The organism is Qipengyuania xiamenensis (genome assembly GCF_019711495.1).
Lineage (GTDB): Bacteria > Pseudomonadota > Alphaproteobacteria > Sphingomonadales > Sphingomonadaceae > Qipengyuania > Qipengyuania xiamenensis.
This window is the reverse complement of sequence record NZ_JAIGNM010000001.1, coordinates 1,354,307-1,372,296: the sequence shown is the minus strand read 5'-3', so window position 1 is coordinate 1,372,296 and position 17,990 is coordinate 1,354,307. Positions and strand designations below refer to the sequence as shown.

Here is a 17,990-nt window from a genome sequence, read left to right as displayed (position 1 = left end):
ATTCTCCCGATTCGTGGTAAAATTTGTCCTAATGCTGGGCCTCGTCTCAGCCGGAACGAGCGCTTTTGCCGACGAAATGCTGGTCATCGCCCACCGCGGCGCAAGCGGGGAGCGTCCCGAACACACTCTGGCCGCCTATGAACTCGCGATCGACCAGGGCGCGGACTACATCGAGCCGGACCTCGTGGTGACAAAGGACCTCGTGCTGGTCGCGCGTCACGAGAACGAGCTTTCGGATACGACCGATGTCGCTGCCCGTGAGGAGTTTGCCGATCGTCGCCGCAGCAAGACCATCGATGGACGTCTGGTGAGCGGCTGGTTCGCGGAGGACTTCACGCTCGCCGAGTTACGCAGCTTGCGCGCAAAGGAGCGCCTCCCCGGCATGCGCCCTGCAAATGCGCGGTTCGACGGCCTCTATTCCATCCCGACCTTCGCTGAGATCGTGCAGTTGGTCCGGGCGAAAGAGGCCGAGACCGGTCGCACAATCGGCCTCTATCCCGAACTCAAGCACCCCACCTTCCTGCTTCAGGACGAGGGCATAGACAGCGTCGACCTGCTGGTGCGCGCGCTGCGCGAAGCCGAGCTGGACGATGCGGATGACGCCGTTTTCGTGCAGAGCTTCGAAGTCGGGCCGCTGCGCAGGCTGGACCGGCTGGTCGATGTCCCGCTGGTGCAGCTCGTGAAGCCCGACGACGGGCCGGCGGACGAACCGGCGCTTCGCTATGACGACATGGTCTCGCCGAGCGGGCTCGCCGAAATTGCGACCTATGCCGATGCGATCGGTACGGACCTGCGCCTGCTGTTCGGGCCAGAGGGCGTTCCGAGCGGTCTCGTAGACGATGCACGCGAAGCCGGACTTGCCGTGCACGCGTGGACGCTGCGCAAGGAAAACGCCTACCTGCCGCCCATGCTACGCCGCGGCACGGCGGAAAACGGCACGGGGGACGTGCTCGGCATGGTGACGATCCTGAAGGTGCAGGGCATCGACGGTGTCTTCACCGACGATCCCGGCCTCGTGGTCAGCGCGCTCGCGCAGTGACGATGTAGTTGAGCGAGAGATCGTCGGAGAGGTGGAGGCCCTTCATCGGCGAGAAGGCGATGCCGCGTGGTTCGCCCATTGAAAGGCCCGCTCCGGCGAGGATGTCGGACAGTTCCTCGGGCGTGACGAAATCGTCCCAGTGATGCGTGCCCCTCGGGATCAGCCCGAAGCCCTCCGCAGCGCCGATCATAAGCGTGCGCGAACGCACGGTGCGATTGGGGGTGGAGAGGACCATCAGCCCGCCTTCGGCCAGCCGCGCTGCCAGCTGGGAGGCGAACGCCCGCTTGTCGGCGACATGCTCGATCACTTCCATCGCGGTGACGAGGTCGAACGTGCCGATATCGTGGCTCGCCAGTTCGCCTGCCATGTAGCGGATATCGAGCCCGCTCCTCTCGGCATGGAGAGCGGCGGCCGCCGTGTTTTCGGGCGCGGCGTCGATCCCGGTGACCTCGCCGCCGAGACGCGCCAGCGGTTCGCACAGCAGGCCGGCGCCGCAGCCGACGTCGAGCGCGCTCTTGGCCGCGAGCGGCCTGGTATCGCGAATGTCGCCTGCCCAGTGCAAATCGATTGCCTCGCGCAGGAATTCGAGCCGGACGGGATTGAGCTTGTGGAGCATGGCGGAGGAGCCTTTCGGGTCCCACCAGTCCTTGGCCAGCTTGCCGAAATGCGCCGCCTCATCGGGGCGGATCGTTTGGCCTGCTGAAGTATTGCTTGGAGTGCTCGTGGTTGCATCGCTCATGCGGCGTGGCTAGCAGCCTCAACGTAAGCATTCCAGCACGGAGACATCCCGCTTGGCACGTATCGTGATGAAATTCGGCGGCACCTCGATGGCGGGGACCGAACGCATTCGCCGCGTCGCCAATATCGTGCGCAAACAGGCGGCGGGCGGCAACGAGGTTGCGGTCGTCGTCAGCGCGATGGCGGGCGAGACCGACCGGCTGGTGAACTTCTGCCGCGAGGCGAACGCGCTTTACGATCCGGCGGAATATGACGTTGTCGTCGCCAGCGGCGAACAGGTGACCTCGGGCCTTCTGGCACTCACCCTGCAATCGCTCGGCTGCAAGGCGCGCAGCTGGCTCGGCTGGCAATTGCCCGTCCGCACGATCGAGGCGCATGCCAAGGCCCGCGTCGACAGCATCGACGGCGAGGCGCTGGCGAAATCCATGGCTGCCGGAGAGATCGCGGTCATTCCCGGTTTCCAGGGCGTGTCCGAAGAAGGCCGCATCACGACCATGGGTCGCGGCGGTTCGGACACCTCTGCCGTAGCCGTGGCGGCTGCGGTCAAGGCGGATCGCTGCGACATCTATACCGACGTCGACGGGGTCTACACGACCGACCCGCGGATCGTTGCCAAGGCGCGCAAGCTGAAGGCAGTGACCTACGAGGAAATGCTCGAACTGGCGAGCGTGGGGGCCAAGGTGCTGCAGACCCGCAGCGTGGGCCTTGCGATGAAGGAGGGCGTGCGCGTGCAGGTCCTCTCCAGCTTCGTGGGCGACGACGCTGTCCCCGCAGACGAACTTCCGGGTACGATGATCGTGTCGGAAGAGGAAATGAACGAATTGGTGGAGAAGGGCCTCGTGGAACGCCAGCACGTAACAGGCATCGCGCATGACAAGAACGAAGCGAAGGTGATCCTCACCCGCGTGCCCGACAAGCCGGGGGCGGTGGCGCATATCTTCGAGCCGCTCGCCAAGGCCAGCATCAATGTCGACATGATCATCCAGAACGTCGGCCGTGACAAGGGTGAGACCGACGTGACCTTCACCGTGCCGCAGGCCGACCTCGCCCGCGCGCAGGCGCTGCTCGAGGACAAGCGCGACGACATCGGCTACAACCGCCTCATCACCGACAGCAAGATTGCCAAGATATCGGTCGTCGGCGTCGGCATGAAAAGCCACGCCGGCGTTGCCGCGACCATGTTCCAGGCGCTGGCCGACCGCGGGATCAACATCCAGGCCATCACGACTTCCGAAATCAAGGTCAGCGTGATGATCGACGAGGACGAGACCGAACTTGCCGTGCGAGTGCTGCACACCGCCTACGGCCTCGACGCGGCGGACGAGGCTGCTTGAGTTTCGGGCGCGGCATCTGGAGAGGGTGGCGCGCCATCGTTCGAAGCACATGGCGTGCGTATATGGTTTTCGGGACGCTGGCGGTTATCGCAATTGTCCTTCAGGCGCTCTCGGGAGAGTACAATGGCAGGAGCTGGAACGGAATCTTTTATGATGCCGGCGCCGCCCTCGGCCTGACGTTCCTTGCCTCTTTCATCACCGCACTCATTTTCCACTATCAAGTCCGACGCAATACCCGCTGGCCCGGCGGCGGGGGCAAGCGAGGGAGAAGCTGACATGAGCCACACCGCGAAGATCCTCCTCCTCGGCTCGGGTGAACTGGGCCGCGAGTTCGTGATCTCGGCGAAGCGGCTCGGCGCGCATGTCGTCGCCTGCGATGCCTATGACGATGCGCCCGCCATGCAGGTGGCGGACGACCGCGAAGTCTTCTCGATGCTCGATGGCGAGAAGCTGCGCGCAGCGGCAGAGAAGCACCGTCCCGACTACATCGTGCCCGAGATAGAGGCGATCCGCACCGCCGTGCTCGCTGAGCTCGAAGAGGAAGGCTTCACCGTTGTCCCGTCAGCCCGCGCCGCGCAGCTGACGATGAACCGCGATGCGATCCGCGATCTTGCGGCGAACGAGCTGGGTCTTGTCACGTCGCGCTATCGCTATGCCAAGAACCTCGACGAGGTGAAGGCGGCTGCAGAGCACACCGGTTTCCCCTGCGTCATCAAGCCGGTCATGTCGTCCAGCGGCAAGGGCCAGAGCACGGTGCGTGAAGAGGACAAGCTCGAAGATGCGTGGGACTATGCCTGTGCCAATATGCGCGGCGACCGCCAGCGCGTGATCGTCGAGCAGTTCGTCGATTTCGATTACGAGATCACCCTGCTGACGGTTCGCCACAAGAAGGGCGTGACCTTCTGCCCGCCGATCGGCCACCGGCAGGAACGCGGCGATTACCAGGAAAGCTGGCAGCCCACGCCAATGTCCGATGCCGCCATTGCCAAGGCGCAGGAGATGGCGCGCAAGGTGGTGGACGATCTGGGCGGCTATGGCCTGTTCGGCGTCGAATTCTTCGTGAAGGGCGAGGAGGTCATCTTCTCCGAACTCAGCCCGCGTCCGCATGACACGGGCATGGTCACGCTGGTCAGCCAGAACCTGACCGAGTTCGACCTTCATGCCCGCGCGGTAATGGGATTGCCCGTGCCAGCGCAGCTGCGTGCGCGTCCCTCGGCCAGCGCAGTGATCCTTGCCGATCGCGACAGCGCCGAGCTGTCCTATGCCGGCCTGGCCGAGGCGCTGGAGGAAGACGGTACCGACCTGCGCATCTTCGCCAAGCCCACGAGCCGGCCGTTTCGCCGCATGGGAGTGACGCTCGCGACCGCAGGCGACACCGACGAGGCCCGCCGCAAGGCCCGCGATGCCGCGCACAAGGTGCGCATCGTCTACGGCGACTAGGAACCCGCTTGCCGTAAGGGCGGGTGCGCCCTAAGCGGCCACGTATGACTACCTATCCCAAGACCGACCGCCTGATGCAGCGCGGCGCAGAATTCCTCGGCTCGCGCTACGCCATCCTTTGCGGTGCCATGAGCTGGGTCTCGGAGCGCAACCTCGTCTCCGCCATCTCCAATGCCGGCGGCTTCGGCGTCATCGCCTGCGGTGCGATGACGCCCGAACTGCTCGAGACCGAGATCGCCGAGACGCAGAAGCTGACCGACAAGCCCTTCGGCGTGAACCTCATCACCATGCACCCGCAGCTCTTCGACCTGATCGAAGTGTGCGACAAGGCGGGCGTGAGCCACGTGGTGCTGGCCGGCGGCATTCCGCCCAAGGGCAGTGTCGAGGCGATCAAGGGCGGCGAGAACCCCGCCAAGGTCATCTGTTTCGCGCCGACGCTGGCGCTCGCCAAGAAGCTCCTACGTTCGGGCGCCGATGCATTGGTGATCGAAGGCATGGAAGCCGGCGGCCATATCGGTCCCGTTTCGACCAGCGTCCTCGCACAGGAAATGCTTCCCGAACTGAGCGAGGACCACATCATCTTCGTGGCCGGCGGCATTGGCCGCGGCAATGCCATGGCCGGCTATCTCGAAATGGGCGCGGCAGGCGTCCAGCTCGGCACGCGCTTCGCCTGTGCAAGTGAAAGCATCGCCCACGAGAACTTCAAGAAAGCCTTCTTCCGCGCAAATGCCCGCGACGCAATTGCCAGCGTGCAGGTCGACCCGCGCCTGCCGGTCATTCCGGTCCGCGCGCTCAAGAACAAGGGCACCGAGGAATTTACCCGCAAGCAGATCGAAGTGGCCGGCACGCTCGACCGCGAGGAAATCGCGATGGAAGAAGCCCAATTGCAGATCGAACACTATTGGGCAGGCGCACTGCGCCGCGCGGTGATCGACGGCGATGTCGAGAACGGCAGCCTGATGGCAGGCCAGTCGGTCGGCATGCTCAAGGAAGAAGAGCCGGTGGCGGTCATTATCGAAAAGCTCATGGCCCAGAGCGAGGAAGCGCTGACGCGCCGATAAGGATGTGATCCACCGCCTCGACCTCGATGTCGCGATATACCGCGACCGCGTACAGGTGACGCACCGGGGCAGCGGCACATTCGTTGATATGCGCGCGGAGTTTGCCTTTTCCTCCGATGCGAGGCTGGTCGAGCATGCCCGATATTTCGAAGACACGCTCGTCAGGGCGATGCGGCAGGTCCTCGCAGAAGGCGGCTTCTCGCTGAAAGAGCCCATCGCCCATGTCGTGCGCTTCGATGGCGATCTCGACGAGACGCAAAAGGCCCTAATCGAGACTGGATTGCGCGAGACCGGGTTTCACGAGGTCATCTTCGAACTCGACGCCTAGAAACGAGCGCTTGGGGTCTGCCTAGCGCTTTGCGTTTGCCGATCGCCTGCTGCCACGCCAAAAGCCGACCATGTCCGAACCTCTCGTCCTTACCCTCTCCTGTGCCGACCGTCCGGGTATCACTGCCCGCGTTTCCTCGTTCCTGTTCGAACGCGGGGGCAATATCCTTGAAGCGCAGCAGTTCAACGACCGCGCCTCGGACGCCTTCTTCATGCGGGTGGAATTCGACCCGGGTGAGGTTTCGCGTGAAGCGATCCGGTCCGATTTCGCGGCGCTGGCCGGGGAATACGGCATGGACTGGAAGCTCGCCCTGCGCGACCGGCCGCGCCGCGTGCTGGTCATGGTCAGCAAGTTCGACCATTGCCTCGCCGACCTGCTCTACCGCTGGCGGATCGGCGAGATGCCGATGGAACCGGTCGCCATCGTCTCGAACCACCCGCGCGAGGCGATCGAGCACACCCATCTGGGCGACATTCCCTTTCACCACCTGCCGATCACGCGCGAGACCAAGTCACAGCAGGAAGCGCAGGTCCGCGAGCTCGCCGAGCGATACGAAGCGGAACTGGTGGTGCTCGCGCGTTACATGCAGATCCTGTCGGACGAGCAGGCGGCGCATTTCGCCGGGCGCTGCATCAACATCCACCACTCGTTCCTGCCCGGCTTCAAGGGCGCCAAGCCCTATCACCAGGCCTACGAGCGCGGCGTGAAGATGATCGGGGCGAGCGCGCACTACGTCACTACCGATCTCGACGAAGGCCCGATCATCCACCAGGCGGCAGAGCCCATCAGCCATGCCGACACGCCGGAAGAGCTGGTGCGCAAGGGCCGCGAGATCGAAAGCCGCGTGCTGGCCGAAGCCGTGCGCCTCCACCTCGAGGAGCGGGTGCTCCTCAACGGTCAGCGCACGGTGGTCTTCAGGAGCTGATCAGCGCCCGGCGACGCGCGTCTTGGCGCGTTCGACTTCCATTTGCTTGTCCTCGTTGGCGCGCTTGATGACATACTGGCGGATCGCATCGATTTCGTCTTCCGAGAGCGAGTCGGCAAAGCTTGCCATGCCGTTGTCCTTCAGCGCCCCGCCGTGAACGATCTGCAGCCATGCGGTGCGGTTCTCCAGAGCGCCCGAACGGCGCAAGTCGGGCAGTTCGGTCGAGCCGACTGCGGCAGGCGCATGGCAGACAGCGCAGTAACGCGCATATTTCGCCCGTCCGAGTTCGATCGTCTCCGCATTGGCGCGCGAGAGCGGCGGATCGAGCGGGGCGAGTGCGAAGTCGGGCTCGTCCGGCAGTGCCTCACCGCCACCCAGCTTGAAGACGAGCAGGCGGCTGATGTTGCGGACCGGTCGCATGTTGTCGATCATTTCGCCGTCGACCGTGAGCGCGAAAGCGCCGCCCCAGCCGGCAAGGACCGCCACATATTGCTCGCCGTTCACCGTGTAGGTCATCGGCGGTGCCACCACGCCCGTCTGCGCAGCGAAGCTCCATAGCTTGTCGCCCGTGGCCGAGTTGTAGGCGGCGAACTCGCTGCCCGAATTGCCTTGGAAGACAAGGCCGCCGCCGGTCGCGAGCAGGCCGCCGTTCCACGGACCGGGATGTTCGACCGTCCAGCGCGGCTCCTGTGCGACCGGGTCCCAGGCGACGAGCATGCCCTTGATCGTGCCCTGGATCTCGCGCCGCATCCCGAGATCGGGTGGGAGATCGCCAGCGCCCAGATCGAACCCGACATTGAAGCCGCGCGCACGGTCGGGCTTCCAGTTCGCTTCCGGCACGTACAGCATCGCGGCTTCGAAGGCCGGGATGTAAACGAGGTTCTCGCCCGGGTGATAGGCCATCGGGTGCCAGTTATGGCCGCCCAGCGGGCCCGGCATGACGAGCGCGGGCTGGCCCGTGATATCGATCCGCGTTTCCGGGTTCATGATCGGGCGACCGTCTTCGGTCATGCCGGTCGACCAGTTTTGCGGGATGTAAGGCTGTGCCGAAATGAACTCGCCCGTCGCGCGGTCGAGGACGTAGAAATAACCGTTCTTGGGCGCCTGCATCAGCACCTGTCGTTCCCGGCCATCGATTTCCATGTCGGCGAGTACGATGTGCTGCGTCGCCGTGTAGTCCCATGTCTCGCCCGGCGTCGTCTGGTAGTGCCAGACGTATTCGCCCGTATCGGGGCGGATCGCGACGATGCTGGATAGATAGAGGTTGTCGCCTTCACCGGTGCCGTCTTCGCCCGGGCTGCGATAGGCGCGGTTCCACGGGCTTCCGTTGCCAACGCCGATATAGAGAAGGTCGAGGTCGGGGTCGTAGGCCATCGAATCCCAGACCGTGCCGCCACCGCCGATGCTGTCCTCTCCGCTCAGCGCATCGCCGCTCCAAGTCTCGGCTGCTGCCTTGAGGTATTCGGGCGCATCATCGCCGTCGTCGCCCGGAACGGTGTAGAAGCGCCAGAGCTCGTCGCCATCCTCGGCATCGTAGGCAGCGATGTAGCCGCGTACGCCGAACTCGGCCCCGCCATTGCCGATCAGCACCTTGCCGTCGATCACGCGCGGTGCGCCGGTGATCGTGTAGCTCTTCGCCTGGTCGACGGTGACCTTCTCCCAGGCCACTTCGCCGGTATCGCGATCGAGTGCGACCAGCCTGCCGTCGAGCGTGCCGAGGAAGAGGTGGTCACCCCAGGCCGCAAGGCCGCGGTTCACCACGTCGCAGCAGGCTTTCACGCCGGTCTCGCCCGGGACCTGCGGATCGTAGCTCCACAGCGGTTCGCCGGTGGCTGCATCGAAGGCGAAGACCTTGCTCCACGCGCTGGTGACATAGAGCTTGCCATCCATCACCAGCGGCGTCGCTTCCTGTCCGCGCGCGGTATCCATGTCGGCGAACCATGTGAGGCCGAGGTCGGAAACGGTTTCGCGGTTCACCTGGTCGAGCGGGGAATACCGCTGCTCGGAATAGGTGCGCCCGTGGCTGATCCAGTTGGCGCTATCCTGATCGGCATTGATCAGGCGCATGGAGTCGATACCGCCTTCCGGCGCATCGCTATTGCTGCCGCAAGCCGCCAGAAGCAGCGCACCCATCGTGGCAAGGCCCCGAAGTTTCATCCCTCTCTCTCCCTCAACCGGCGGCCTTTGGGTCGCTCGATGAAACCTATCCTGCCTTCCAAGCGTATTCTTGTCCATCACCCTTGCGCACGAGGCGACGGGGCAGACACGGGAGAGACGGCGATGTGCGATCAACACCACCTGGAGCGTTGGGCGAAAAAGGAACTCGATCGCAGGACGTTCGGCGCCGCCGGACTTGCCGGAATGGCAGCCGCCTGTGCCCCGGTCGACCAAGCCGTTTCTGCTTCTGCAGAAACCAGTGGCACTGCGATGCGCAAGGTGTCTTTCGAAACAGGTGAGGGCACGCTGGACGGTGAATTCTACACCTCCGGCACCACGCCGCGTCCGGGCGTCATCTTCTGGCCCGACATTGCGGGCATCAGGCCGGCAAAACGCCAGATGGCGACCCGCCTTGCCGAGGCAGGCTATGCCGTCCTGCTCGCCAACCCCTACTACCGCGACGTGGCGGGCCAGCAGTTCGAGGATTTCGCAAGCTTCGCAGCCAGCGGCGGCTTCCAGAAGGTCCGCCCGTGGCGCGGCAAGTTCACCGCCGAGACCAAGCGGCTCGACAATGCGGCCGCAGCCGGATGGCTGATGCAGCAGGATGAGGTTGCCAAGAACCGCGGGATCGGTGTGCAGGGATATTGCATGACCGGCGGCCACGCGCTCTACGGCCCGTGGTCGGAAGACGTTATCAGCGCCGGTGCGAGCTTCCACGGAGGCGGCCTCGTTACCGACAGTGAGACAAGCCCGCACCGCATCCTGCAGGACGACGGCCACTACCTCGTCGCGATCAGCCAGGACGACGATGCCGAGGCCCCGACCCACGCAGGCATCCTCCGCGAGGCTGGCCGTGACACTGCCGGTGCGGAAGTCGAGGTCTACGCCGCGGACCACGGTTTTTGCGTTCTCGACAGCCCGAGCTACAACCGTGACGAAGCAGAGCGGGCATGGGCGCGCCTGCTGGCGCTCTATTCGGAGGCTCTTTAAGAAAAGTCGTCCTGACCGCATCCGGTTTTTCTTCCCCTGTTAAGACCCTCGCGCTAGCATGCGCGGAACGGGGCTAATTTCGGGGGTCACAAATGGATTTGCTGGGTGTTCTGGTCGCGATAGTCGGCCTAGTCGTAATCTTCCTCGCGATGGGCGTGCGCGTGGTCAAACAGGGCTACGTCTACACGATCGAGCGGCTGGGCAAGTTCACTCTCGCCGCCGAACCGGGCCTCCATCTCATCATCCCCTTCATCGACCGTGTCGGGCAGAAGGTGAACATGATGGAGCAGGTGCTCGATATCCCGGGCCAGGAAATCATCACTGCCGATAATGCCATGGTCGGCACCGATGCCGTGGTGTTCTTCCAGGTTCTCGATGCGGGCAAGGCGGCATACGAGGTCTCGAACCTCTACAATGCCATCATGGCGCTCACGACGACGAACCTTCGTACGGTGATGGGCTCGATGGACCTTGACGAAACGCTGTCGAAGCGTGACGAGATCAACGCTCGCCTGCTGAGCGTGGTCGACCATGCAACCTCGCCCTGGGGCGTGAAGATCACGCGTGTCGAGATCAAGGACATCCGTCCGCCGATGGACATTTCGGAAGCGATGGCGCGCCAGATGAAGGCCGAACGCCTGAAGCGTGCCGAGATCCTCGAGGCCGAGGGTGACCGTGCCTCGAAAATCCTGCGCGCAGAAGGTGAAAAGCAGTCGGCGATCCTCGAGGCAGAAGGTCGCAAGGAATCGGCTTTCCGCGACGCCGAGGCGCGCGAACGAGAAGCGGAAGCAGAAGCCAAGGCAACGCAGGTCGTGAGCGACGCGATTGCGGATAGCGGCAGCCAGGCGCTCAACTACTTCGTGGCGCAGGAATACACCAAGGCGGTCGGCAAGTTCGCCACCAGCCCCAATGCCAAGACCATCCTCTTCCCGGTCGAGGCGACACAGCTCATCGGCTCGCTCGGCGGGATCGGCGAGCTGGTCAAGGATATCGCGGGCGACGGTCCGGGTGGCGGATCGCCGCCGCGTCCCTCCAACCCGACACGCACGGCACCTTCGCCTTCGCCCGCACCGCGCCCGCAGCCGCGCAGTGCGACGCCCACCGTGCCGCGTAGCGGCGGAACGCCGGGAGCACGCTGATGGAGTGGTTCGAATCGCTCGCCCCGCACTGGGTCTGGCTCGCGCTCGGCTTCTTCCTCGCCGCGGCCGAAATCCTCGTGCCGGGTTACTTCCTGATGTGGCTTGCAGGCGCCGCATTGGTCACCGGCGTGATTGCGTTCGCGCTGCCGATCGGCATCCCGCTCCAGATCGTCGCCTTCGCGATGCTCTCGATCGGCGCCGTATTCCTGGGTCGCAACTACCTGCGCGCCAATCCGGTCGAGGATGCCGATCCGAAGATGAACCGTCGCGGCATGCGCCTCGCCGGCGAGACCGCGATCGTCGTGACCGCGATCGACGGCGGCACCGGCCGCGTAAAGCATGGTGACAGCGAATGGCTCGCCAAGGGCTGCGATGCGCAGGTTGGCGAAAAGGTCCGGATCAGCGGCAGCGATGGTGCCGTGCTGATCGTCGAGAAGATCTAGCTTACGATCAGGCCGACAGGCGCGGCTCGAAACGGCCGTGCTTGCGGAAGCGCGTCATCCACTTGTCGAGGAACAGGCCGAGCGGCTTTGGTTCGATGTCGAACTTCTCGAAGCCGGGATAGTCGCCGCTGGCGACATTGCCTTGCTTGAGCAGGTTCCACTGGTCGGTGCCCATCGGCGTGCCGGGCAGGGCTGCGAAGGTGGCCGAAAGACCGTCGGGCATCGGCAGGAAAGTGCGCTTGCGGTGCTGCGCATCGGCGATCCGCTGGTTGATTTCCATCATGGTCAGCTTTTCCGGGCCGCCAAGCTCGTAGGTCTTGCCGCCGTGCTTGCCCGGATTTTCGAGGCTGCGCGCGATCACTTCCGCGACATCGTCGACATAGACGAGCTGGAGCTGCGCATCGGGCCCGAAGACCGGCAGCACCGGCAGTTTCGAGATCAGGTCGCCGAACATATTGAGGAAGTTGTCGTCCTTGCCGAAGACGATGCTCGGGCGCACGATTGTCGCGTCCTTGAAGGCGGCCTTCACGGCCTGCTCACCGCGATGCTTTGCCGCTGCGTAGTCGTTGGTAGTATCTTCGTCGGGCTCGGCCGCAATCGCGCTGACATGCACGAAAGCGCTGGCGCCAGCCTTTATGGCAGCTTCGGCCATCCAGCCCGGCGCATCGCCCATCAGTTTGTATAGATCGCCCTGGAAGCTGCCGACGAGGTTCACCACGGCATCGGCGCCTTCGATGCAGCGCTCGACGCTCTGGCGGTTGGTCGCATCGCAGCGGGCGAACTGGAGCTGGCCCAGATTGGCGAGCGGCTTGAGGCTGAACGCCTTTTCGGGATTGCGCGCCGCGATCCGCAGGCGGGCGCCCCGTTCCAGCAGGGCCTGCGCCACGTAATTCCCCAGGAATCCGCTGCCACCCATGAGGACGACGAGTTTACCGTTGAGCGCGCTGCTGTTTGCCATGACCTGCCTTGGAAATTGATGCTGTCCGTTAGGATTTCGGGCTGCCCCTAGCCGTAACCCATACGAGGCCGCAAGCGTTCCTCTCATCGAGGTGCGAATAGCGTTGACAAGGGGGCGACCCCTTCGCTAGTTGCCCGCGCCTACCACGGACACGGACTCCTATGATCCGCTTGTCTCGTAAGTGTGCCCAGATGGCGGAATTGGTAGACGCACCGTCTTCAGGTGGCGGCGCTCGCAAGGGCGTGGAGGTTCGAGTCCTCTTCTGGGCACCATTTGTTCTTTCGCCGATGTTCGCGAAAGCTTCCGCAAACCGCGGAAATTTGCTACAAAATCAGTGAAATCGTTCGGCATCGTTCGCGCCCGTTCACCTTCAACCGGAAGGTGTCTGGGGGCCTTTTCGAGGCCGAGGCCCCCACATTTTCAGGGGTCGATTTCGCTGGTTCTTGCAGCGAGGCCCCGAATGGCACTGACCGACATCCAAGTACGCAATGCGACTCCCCGAGAACGCGAATTCAAGATGGGCGATTCAGGCGGGCTCTACATTCTCGTGCGTCCCAACGGCTCCAAGCTCTGGCGCATGAAATACAGGGTCGCCGGCCGCGAACAGAAACTCTCCTTCGGCGCCTATCCGCTTGTCTCGCTCAAGGAGGCGAGGCTGAAGCGTGACGAAGCGCGCGTCGAGATCGGGCGCGGCGGAAATCCGGCTCGGCGTAAACGCAAGGAGCGGATCGAGGAGGAGATCAGGGCCGGCAACACCTTTGCCGAGGTCGCGATGGAGTACATCGAGAAGTGCGCCAAGGAAGGCTATGCGGAATCGACGCTGAAGAAGGCGCGCTGGTTCCTCGACCTTCTCAAGCCGACCATCGGCAACGAACCGATCTCCGAGGTCAGCCCGCACGAGCTGCTGTCGGCTCTGAGGCGGATCGAGCGAAAGGGCAATCGCGAGAGCGCCCGTCGCGCACGATCCTTCGCCAGCCGGGTGTTCCGCTATGGGGTGGCGACCCTTCGGGCCGAGCACGATCCTGCCCAGCCGCTCAAGGGCGCGCTCGTCGCGCCTGTCGTGAAGCACTACGCCGCGATCACCGATCCGAAGAAGCTCGGAGGGCTGCTACGTGCCATCGAGGGGTTCGAGGGATCACCGGTCACCCTGCAGGCGCTGCGCATTGCGCCCCATGTTTTCGTGAGGCCCGGCGAACTGCGTCATGCCACATGGGACGAGTTCGACTTCGAGAATGCAGTCTGGAGAATCCCGGAAGGCCGGATGAAGTCGCGACGACCGCATCAGGTCCCGTTGTCCCGGCAGGTCATTGCTCTGTTCGAGGAGCTCGGACAACTGCGAGGCCGTCAGGGACTGGTCTTTGCCTCGCTGACCGCTCGCAACCGGCCGATGAGCGAGAATACGATGAATGGGGCGCTTCGCCGGATGGGGTTCAGCGGCGACGAGATGACTGCGCACGGCATGCGCGCAACGGCTTCTACCCTGCTCAACGAATCCGGGCTTTGGAGCCAGGACGCGATCGAGCGGGCGCTCGCGCATCAGGATTCGAACTCGGTTCGCGGGATCTACCATCGCGGCCAGCACTGGGATGAGCGGGTTCGGATGGCGCAGTGGTGGAGTGACTATCTCGACGAGTTGCGTGGGCGTGCTTAGTTTCCCTTGGTGTCAGGTCTCTCATGGGCAGACTTGAGAATGAGGGTGGTGCATTCGTGAATAATCTCGACGAGACCGAATTGGCGATGCCGATCTTTGAAGCGGCTGGATACAGATTTGTCGCAGAGGAACATCGGGATGCCCTCTCGCGGCACCTGATTGCCGAGCTGAAGGCAATGATTGCGGATACAGTTGAAAGAGAACGCGTCCGCGCAAAGCTGGCAGATCAGATACCGATCGAGGATGTCGACGCGCTTTGGAACGCACACGATAAATTCAAGAAGTTGGTGGACGGTTTGCAGGCAACCTCGAACCCGCCCCCCCCGACTGCCGTCCAGCAAAAGTGGGCACGGAAGGGACTGGACGATCTGGGATGAATGGCTGATTCCCTACCATTTCAGGGAGAGGCGGGGGCCTTCAGCAGACTTCGAATGGCGTCGAGTCGGTCGTCTACTTGCATTATACGAAATTGCATTTGGAAAGAGATGTTCGCCGCGGTCCCCGGTCAGCAAGGAAACAACACCTCGACCGCGCCCAACGATGCTGTACCTGAATGCCGCTTTCGAAGTCGCGAGGGTCAATCAAAAAAGATGGGCAGGAACAAACCTGGAACTGCGGACGCCGAACGTAGAGACGATCCGTGAGAAGATGGCCGATTTGCGGAGAGATACTGTCAATCCGTTCAAGGAAAGATTGATAAGTAAGCTCCGCATCTCCGCCTGAATTGGAATCTCAGTGGGGGGTGTTTCCGCCGAAAAATCTATTTTGCCATCTCTTTCTCGTTCACCCGTGTCGTGATGGGATCTCCCGAGTTCAACAGGACACGGGTGAACGAACATGACGTATGATTATCCAGAACACCTGACGATCGGCGAGACGGTAGATCAATTTCGCATCGGCAGAACGCGGCTCTATGAGCTGATCGGCAGTGGCGAAATCGAGGCGATCAAGCTCGGCCGCCGGACGCTTGTGAGGACGGCCAGTCTTCACGAGTTCTTTGCCGGTCTGCCCACCGTCGGGCGGGGTGATAACAAGTGACCGGGTCGCAAATCTCGACGCCGAGGGTGCGCAGCCAAAGTCAGGTCGCCAATGATGTCGAGCCGAAGCCCCCAAGCGCTGAAGTCATCAGCAATCCAACGGACCTCCGGCGCTTCCTAGAGCATATTGCGCCCCATATTCACCTTGGAGCGATCGAGCCCGATAGTCGAAAAACCAATTTCCGCTGGTTTGGGGATGACGTCGAGGCGGCAGAACGATGGGCATCCGATCACAACCGGAGCAAATGGAATGTCTACTACACGGCAAACATCGCGCGGGCGGATCAAGACACCAAGCCCAAGAAGGACGACATCGTAGGTGTGCGTTTTGCCCACGTCGACATGGACCCGCCTCGAGACGGCTCACCCTGGGATATCGACAATGCGGTCGCCCGCCTGAAGTCGGCTTCACCGGAACCGCAGTTCATCATCATCTCTGGCAATGGCGTCCAAGCGCTTTGGCCTGTCGAACAGGCCAGCATCAGCGATATCGAGCGAGCCAATCGAGGGCTCATGCGCCGCTTCGGAGGGGACAAGAGTGCGTTTAACGCAGACAGAATTCTTCGGCTTCCAGGTACAACGAACTACCCGGATGCGAAAAAGAGAGACCTTGGTCGTACGGAGATGCCGGCGCGACTGGTACAGGATGACGGCGATCGAGGCATCAAGCTTTCGATCGGCGATCTTCTGCATGCCTTCGGGCGCGATGAACACGAAGCGCGGAACGAACCAGAATCCTGTATCTCCATGGAGAACTTCGATCTCATCGTTGCGGATGATCTCTCTCTCGGGCCAGATGATCCCCTTCGCAAGCTCGTCGATCAGCCGAAGGGCCATGACCGCAGCGCTGATACGTTCGCATTGTGCTGTGAGATGTCTCGGCGCGGCTTCCCTCCAAGGCAGATTATGGGATTGCTTCTCAATCCGGCGAATTCGATCAGCGCACATTGCCTTGATCAGGCTGATCCCATCCGTGCCGCGCGACGGGCGATTAATAAGGCGGGGCAGAGCGTTGAACGACGAGAAACGCAGCGCGAGAAGAACCGGCGCATCGGCGAAGGGCACATTTGTATACCCACGGCATCAACCTATTCGCTCGAGGATATGCTGGAACAGTACGTATTTGTGAAGGATGGCTCTCAGGTTGCCAACCTCTCGTCACCTCAACTCGTCCAATCACTCGCGGATTTCAGGAACACAACGGCAGCTTCGAAGCATGCTGTTGAACTGCCGGATGGACGCCGGAAGTTGATCCCCTGTTCAAAGGCATGGCTCGAACACCCTCGACGCCTGGAGGTCGATGCGGTGACTTTCCGTGCTGGCGCCCCGGCGATCACCAGTGCTCCCCGCGGAGACCTGACGGCATTGAATACCTGGGCACCGCGGATGCGCGGAAATGAGCCGGAAGACTGGAAGCAACGCGCCTTACTTTTCGTTGATCACATCCACTGGCTCTGGGGTGAGTATTCAGACCAGTTTCTCGACTTCCTGGGCCATGCCGAACAGGAGCCTGGCGTACTTCCGCACTTCGGCTGGATCCATATCTCGCGCGTCCATGGAAAGGGACGCAACTGGGTCTCCGGCGTGCTCGCGCGCCTCTGGCCGGGGAATGTGGCGAGTTCACTCGACCTGATGAGCATCCTTGACGATAGTTTCAACGACCGCTTGTCTCGTTGCATTTGCGCGATTGTCGACGAGATCAACGAGGGCGGAAGCCAGAGCTATCAGCATGCACAGGCCCTGCGACAGCTGGTCACGGCTGAGGTTCGCGAGATCAATCCGAAGTATGGCCGGAGGCATATGGAGTACAACAGTACTCGCTGGATCTTCTTTTCTAATCACACTGGTGCGCTCCCACTAGGAGACGAGGATCGCCGCTTCTTCGTCGTCGAGCATGAAGGACCCGTTCGAGATACGGCATACTATGAACGCCTATATCGAGCGCTCGACGATCCGTTGTTCATCGCGTCGGTTGCCGAATTTCTGCGCACTCGGGACCTTTCGAACTTCTGGCCCGGCAGGCTTCCGCCAATGACGCGAGCAAAGGCGGCCTTGATCGACTTTTCACGCAGTGAGGACGACGAGAAGTTTCGCGAGTTGGCCGCCTGTTGGCCCGTCGAGGTGATTTCAGCCGCGGAATTGAGGGATTTGTTCGCGTTCGATGTCCTTCAGCGGAAGAGCACAAAGCATTCGATGGACCGTGCGGGTATCCGCAAGCTGAAGAAGATCCGAATCAATCACGTGCCAGAGATCGTTTATGCGCTCTGTGATTACGATTACTGGACGAAACGCTCGCCGGACGAGGTCAGGCTGGAAATCAACAGCGCATCTCGGGAGCTAAAGCTCGAGCACATGGAAAGAGACGATGCCGATCGCAGGGTGCGCCTCTGAGTGCGAAGCTCGAGGCTGTGTGTCCCTCTGTTCTCGATGTTCTTGGCCGAACAGATTTCTCATGGAAAGATCCGTTCAACCTTCAAAGTTTTTGGATCAGCAAGAACAGCGAGAACAGGAGAACAGACATCTTCAGAGGCATCTGATTCATTTGTAGGGGAAGGCCCTTTAGGTACTATCGGCCATTCCGTTTGATATCCGCGGGTACGCTGAGACGCGGAGACACAAACGCGCTCGACTAATGCAAGACGCCACTATCGTTTTAGATCATGAATTCAATGTGTTGCTTTGAGCACAAGAATCTTCTGTCTAGACAGATTCGAGACCTGCTGATCATTGGATCCGAATGATCAAGGATC

The 17,990-nt window shown here is 62.4% G+C and carries 16 protein-coding genes and 1 tRNA gene; 14 read left to right on the top strand and 3 right to left on the bottom strand.

What is annotated here, in order from left to right:
* Window positions 1-13 precede the first annotated feature (13 nt).
* Entirely contained in the window at window positions 14-1,039 is a 1,026-nt protein-coding gene (locus tag K3165_RS06965; protein WP_425594398.1) for a glycerophosphodiester phosphodiesterase family protein, read from the top strand.
* On the opposite strand, the gene ubiG is transcribed toward K3165_RS06965, so the two are convergent.
* Entirely contained in the window at window positions 1,020-1,778 is a 759-nt protein-coding gene (gene ubiG / locus K3165_RS06960; RefSeq protein WP_221548029.1) for a bifunctional 2-polyprenyl-6-hydroxyphenol methylase/3-demethylubiquinol 3-O-methyltransferase UbiG, read from the bottom strand. The genes K3165_RS06965 and ubiG overlap by 20 nt on opposite strands.
* 52 nt (window positions 1,779-1,830) lie before the next feature.
* On the opposite strand from ubiG, the gene K3165_RS06955 reads away from it, so the two are divergent.
* From K3165_RS06955 to purU, 5 genes are all read left to right on the top strand, one after another.
* Window positions 1,831-3,111: an aspartate kinase gene (locus K3165_RS06955; protein ID WP_247713906.1), complete on the top strand. Its 1,281-nt coding sequence runs from the start codon at window positions 1,831-1,833 to the stop codon at window positions 3,109-3,111.
* A gap of 276 nt (window positions 3,112-3,387) precedes the next feature.
* A complete protein-coding gene (gene purT, locus K3165_RS06950) occupies window positions 3,388-4,551 on the top strand; it encodes a formate-dependent phosphoribosylglycinamide formyltransferase (RefSeq protein ID WP_221548028.1) in 1,164 nt (387 codons plus the stop codon).
* 44 nt (window positions 4,552-4,595) lie between these two features.
* On the top strand, window positions 4,596-5,612 hold the full coding sequence (locus tag K3165_RS06945) for an NAD(P)H-dependent flavin oxidoreductase (RefSeq protein ID WP_221548027.1): 1,017 nt from the start codon (window positions 4,596-4,598) through the stop codon (window positions 5,610-5,612).
* 4 nt (window positions 5,613-5,616) lie between these two features.
* Window positions 5,617-5,940, top strand: a complete 324-nt coding sequence (locus tag K3165_RS06940; protein WP_221548026.1) for a hypothetical protein — start codon at window positions 5,617-5,619, stop codon at window positions 5,938-5,940.
* A gap of 70 nt (window positions 5,941-6,010) precedes the next feature.
* Window positions 6,011-6,865, top strand: coding sequence for a formyltetrahydrofolate deformylase (gene purU, locus K3165_RS06935; RefSeq protein WP_221548025.1), 855 nt, complete (start codon window positions 6,011-6,013; stop codon window positions 6,863-6,865).
* On the opposite strand, the gene K3165_RS06930 is transcribed toward purU, so the two are convergent.
* Window positions 6,866-9,022 (bottom strand): PQQ-dependent dehydrogenase, methanol/ethanol family, encoded by a 2,157-nt coding sequence (locus tag K3165_RS06930; protein ID WP_221548024.1) that lies wholly within the window; start codon window positions 9,020-9,022, stop codon window positions 6,866-6,868. It abuts the gene before it with no gap.
* Window positions 9,023-9,145: 123 nt separating this feature from the next.
* Here K3165_RS06930 and K3165_RS06925 point away from each other — a divergent pair, with 123 nt between their 5' ends.
* The 3 genes from K3165_RS06925 to K3165_RS06915 all read left to right on the top strand — a co-directional run bounded on the left by K3165_RS06925 (window position 9,146) and on the right by K3165_RS06915 (window position 11,594).
* Window positions 9,146-10,012 (top strand): dienelactone hydrolase family protein, encoded by an 867-nt coding sequence (locus K3165_RS06925; protein ID WP_221548023.1) that lies wholly within the window; start codon window positions 9,146-9,148, stop codon window positions 10,010-10,012.
* 92 nt (window positions 10,013-10,104) lie between these two features.
* Window positions 10,105-11,151 carry an SPFH domain-containing protein gene (locus K3165_RS06920; RefSeq protein WP_221548022.1) on the top strand — a complete coding sequence of 349 codons (1,047 nt, stop codon included), beginning with the start codon at window positions 10,105-10,107 and terminating at the stop codon, window positions 11,149-11,151.
* Complete coding sequence (locus K3165_RS06915) at window positions 11,151-11,594, top strand: NfeD family protein (RefSeq protein WP_221548021.1); 444 nt, start codon at window positions 11,151-11,153, stop codon at window positions 11,592-11,594. The genes K3165_RS06920 and K3165_RS06915 overlap by 1 nt, the downstream gene beginning before the upstream one ends.
* Window positions 11,595-11,601: 7 nt before the next feature.
* Here the strand turns inward: K3165_RS06915 and K3165_RS06910 are convergent, their stop codons facing one another.
* Complete coding sequence (locus K3165_RS06910; RefSeq protein WP_247713905.1) at window positions 11,602-12,552, bottom strand: complex I NDUFA9 subunit family protein; 951 nt, start codon at window positions 12,550-12,552, stop codon at window positions 11,602-11,604.
* A gap of 185 nt (window positions 12,553-12,737) precedes the next feature.
* Here K3165_RS06910 and K3165_RS06905 point away from each other — a divergent pair.
* The 5 genes from K3165_RS06905 to K3165_RS14175 all read left to right on the top strand — a co-directional run bounded on the left by K3165_RS06905 (window position 12,738) and on the right by K3165_RS14175 (window position 17,631).
* Window positions 12,738-12,824 (top strand) — tRNA-Leu (locus K3165_RS06905).
* 188 nt (window positions 12,825-13,012) lie between these two features.
* A complete protein-coding gene (locus tag K3165_RS06900; protein ID WP_221548019.1) occupies window positions 13,013-14,203 on the top strand; it encodes a tyrosine-type recombinase/integrase in 1,191 nt (396 codons plus the stop codon).
* Window positions 14,204-14,259: 56 nt separating this feature from the next.
* Window positions 14,260-14,580 (top strand): hypothetical protein, encoded by a 321-nt coding sequence (locus K3165_RS06895; protein ID WP_221548018.1) that lies wholly within the window; start codon window positions 14,260-14,262, stop codon window positions 14,578-14,580.
* A 460-nt stretch (window positions 14,581-15,040) separates the two neighbouring features.
* Window positions 15,041-15,241: a helix-turn-helix domain-containing protein gene (locus K3165_RS06890; protein WP_221548017.1), complete on the top strand. Its 201-nt coding sequence runs from the start codon at window positions 15,041-15,043 to the stop codon at window positions 15,239-15,241.
* Window positions 15,238-17,631, top strand: coding sequence for a DUF5906 domain-containing protein (locus K3165_RS14175; RefSeq protein WP_221548016.1), 2,394 nt, complete (start codon window positions 15,238-15,240; stop codon window positions 17,629-17,631). The genes K3165_RS06890 and K3165_RS14175 overlap by 4 nt, the downstream gene beginning before the upstream one ends.
* Window positions 17,632-17,990 lie beyond the last annotated feature (359 nt).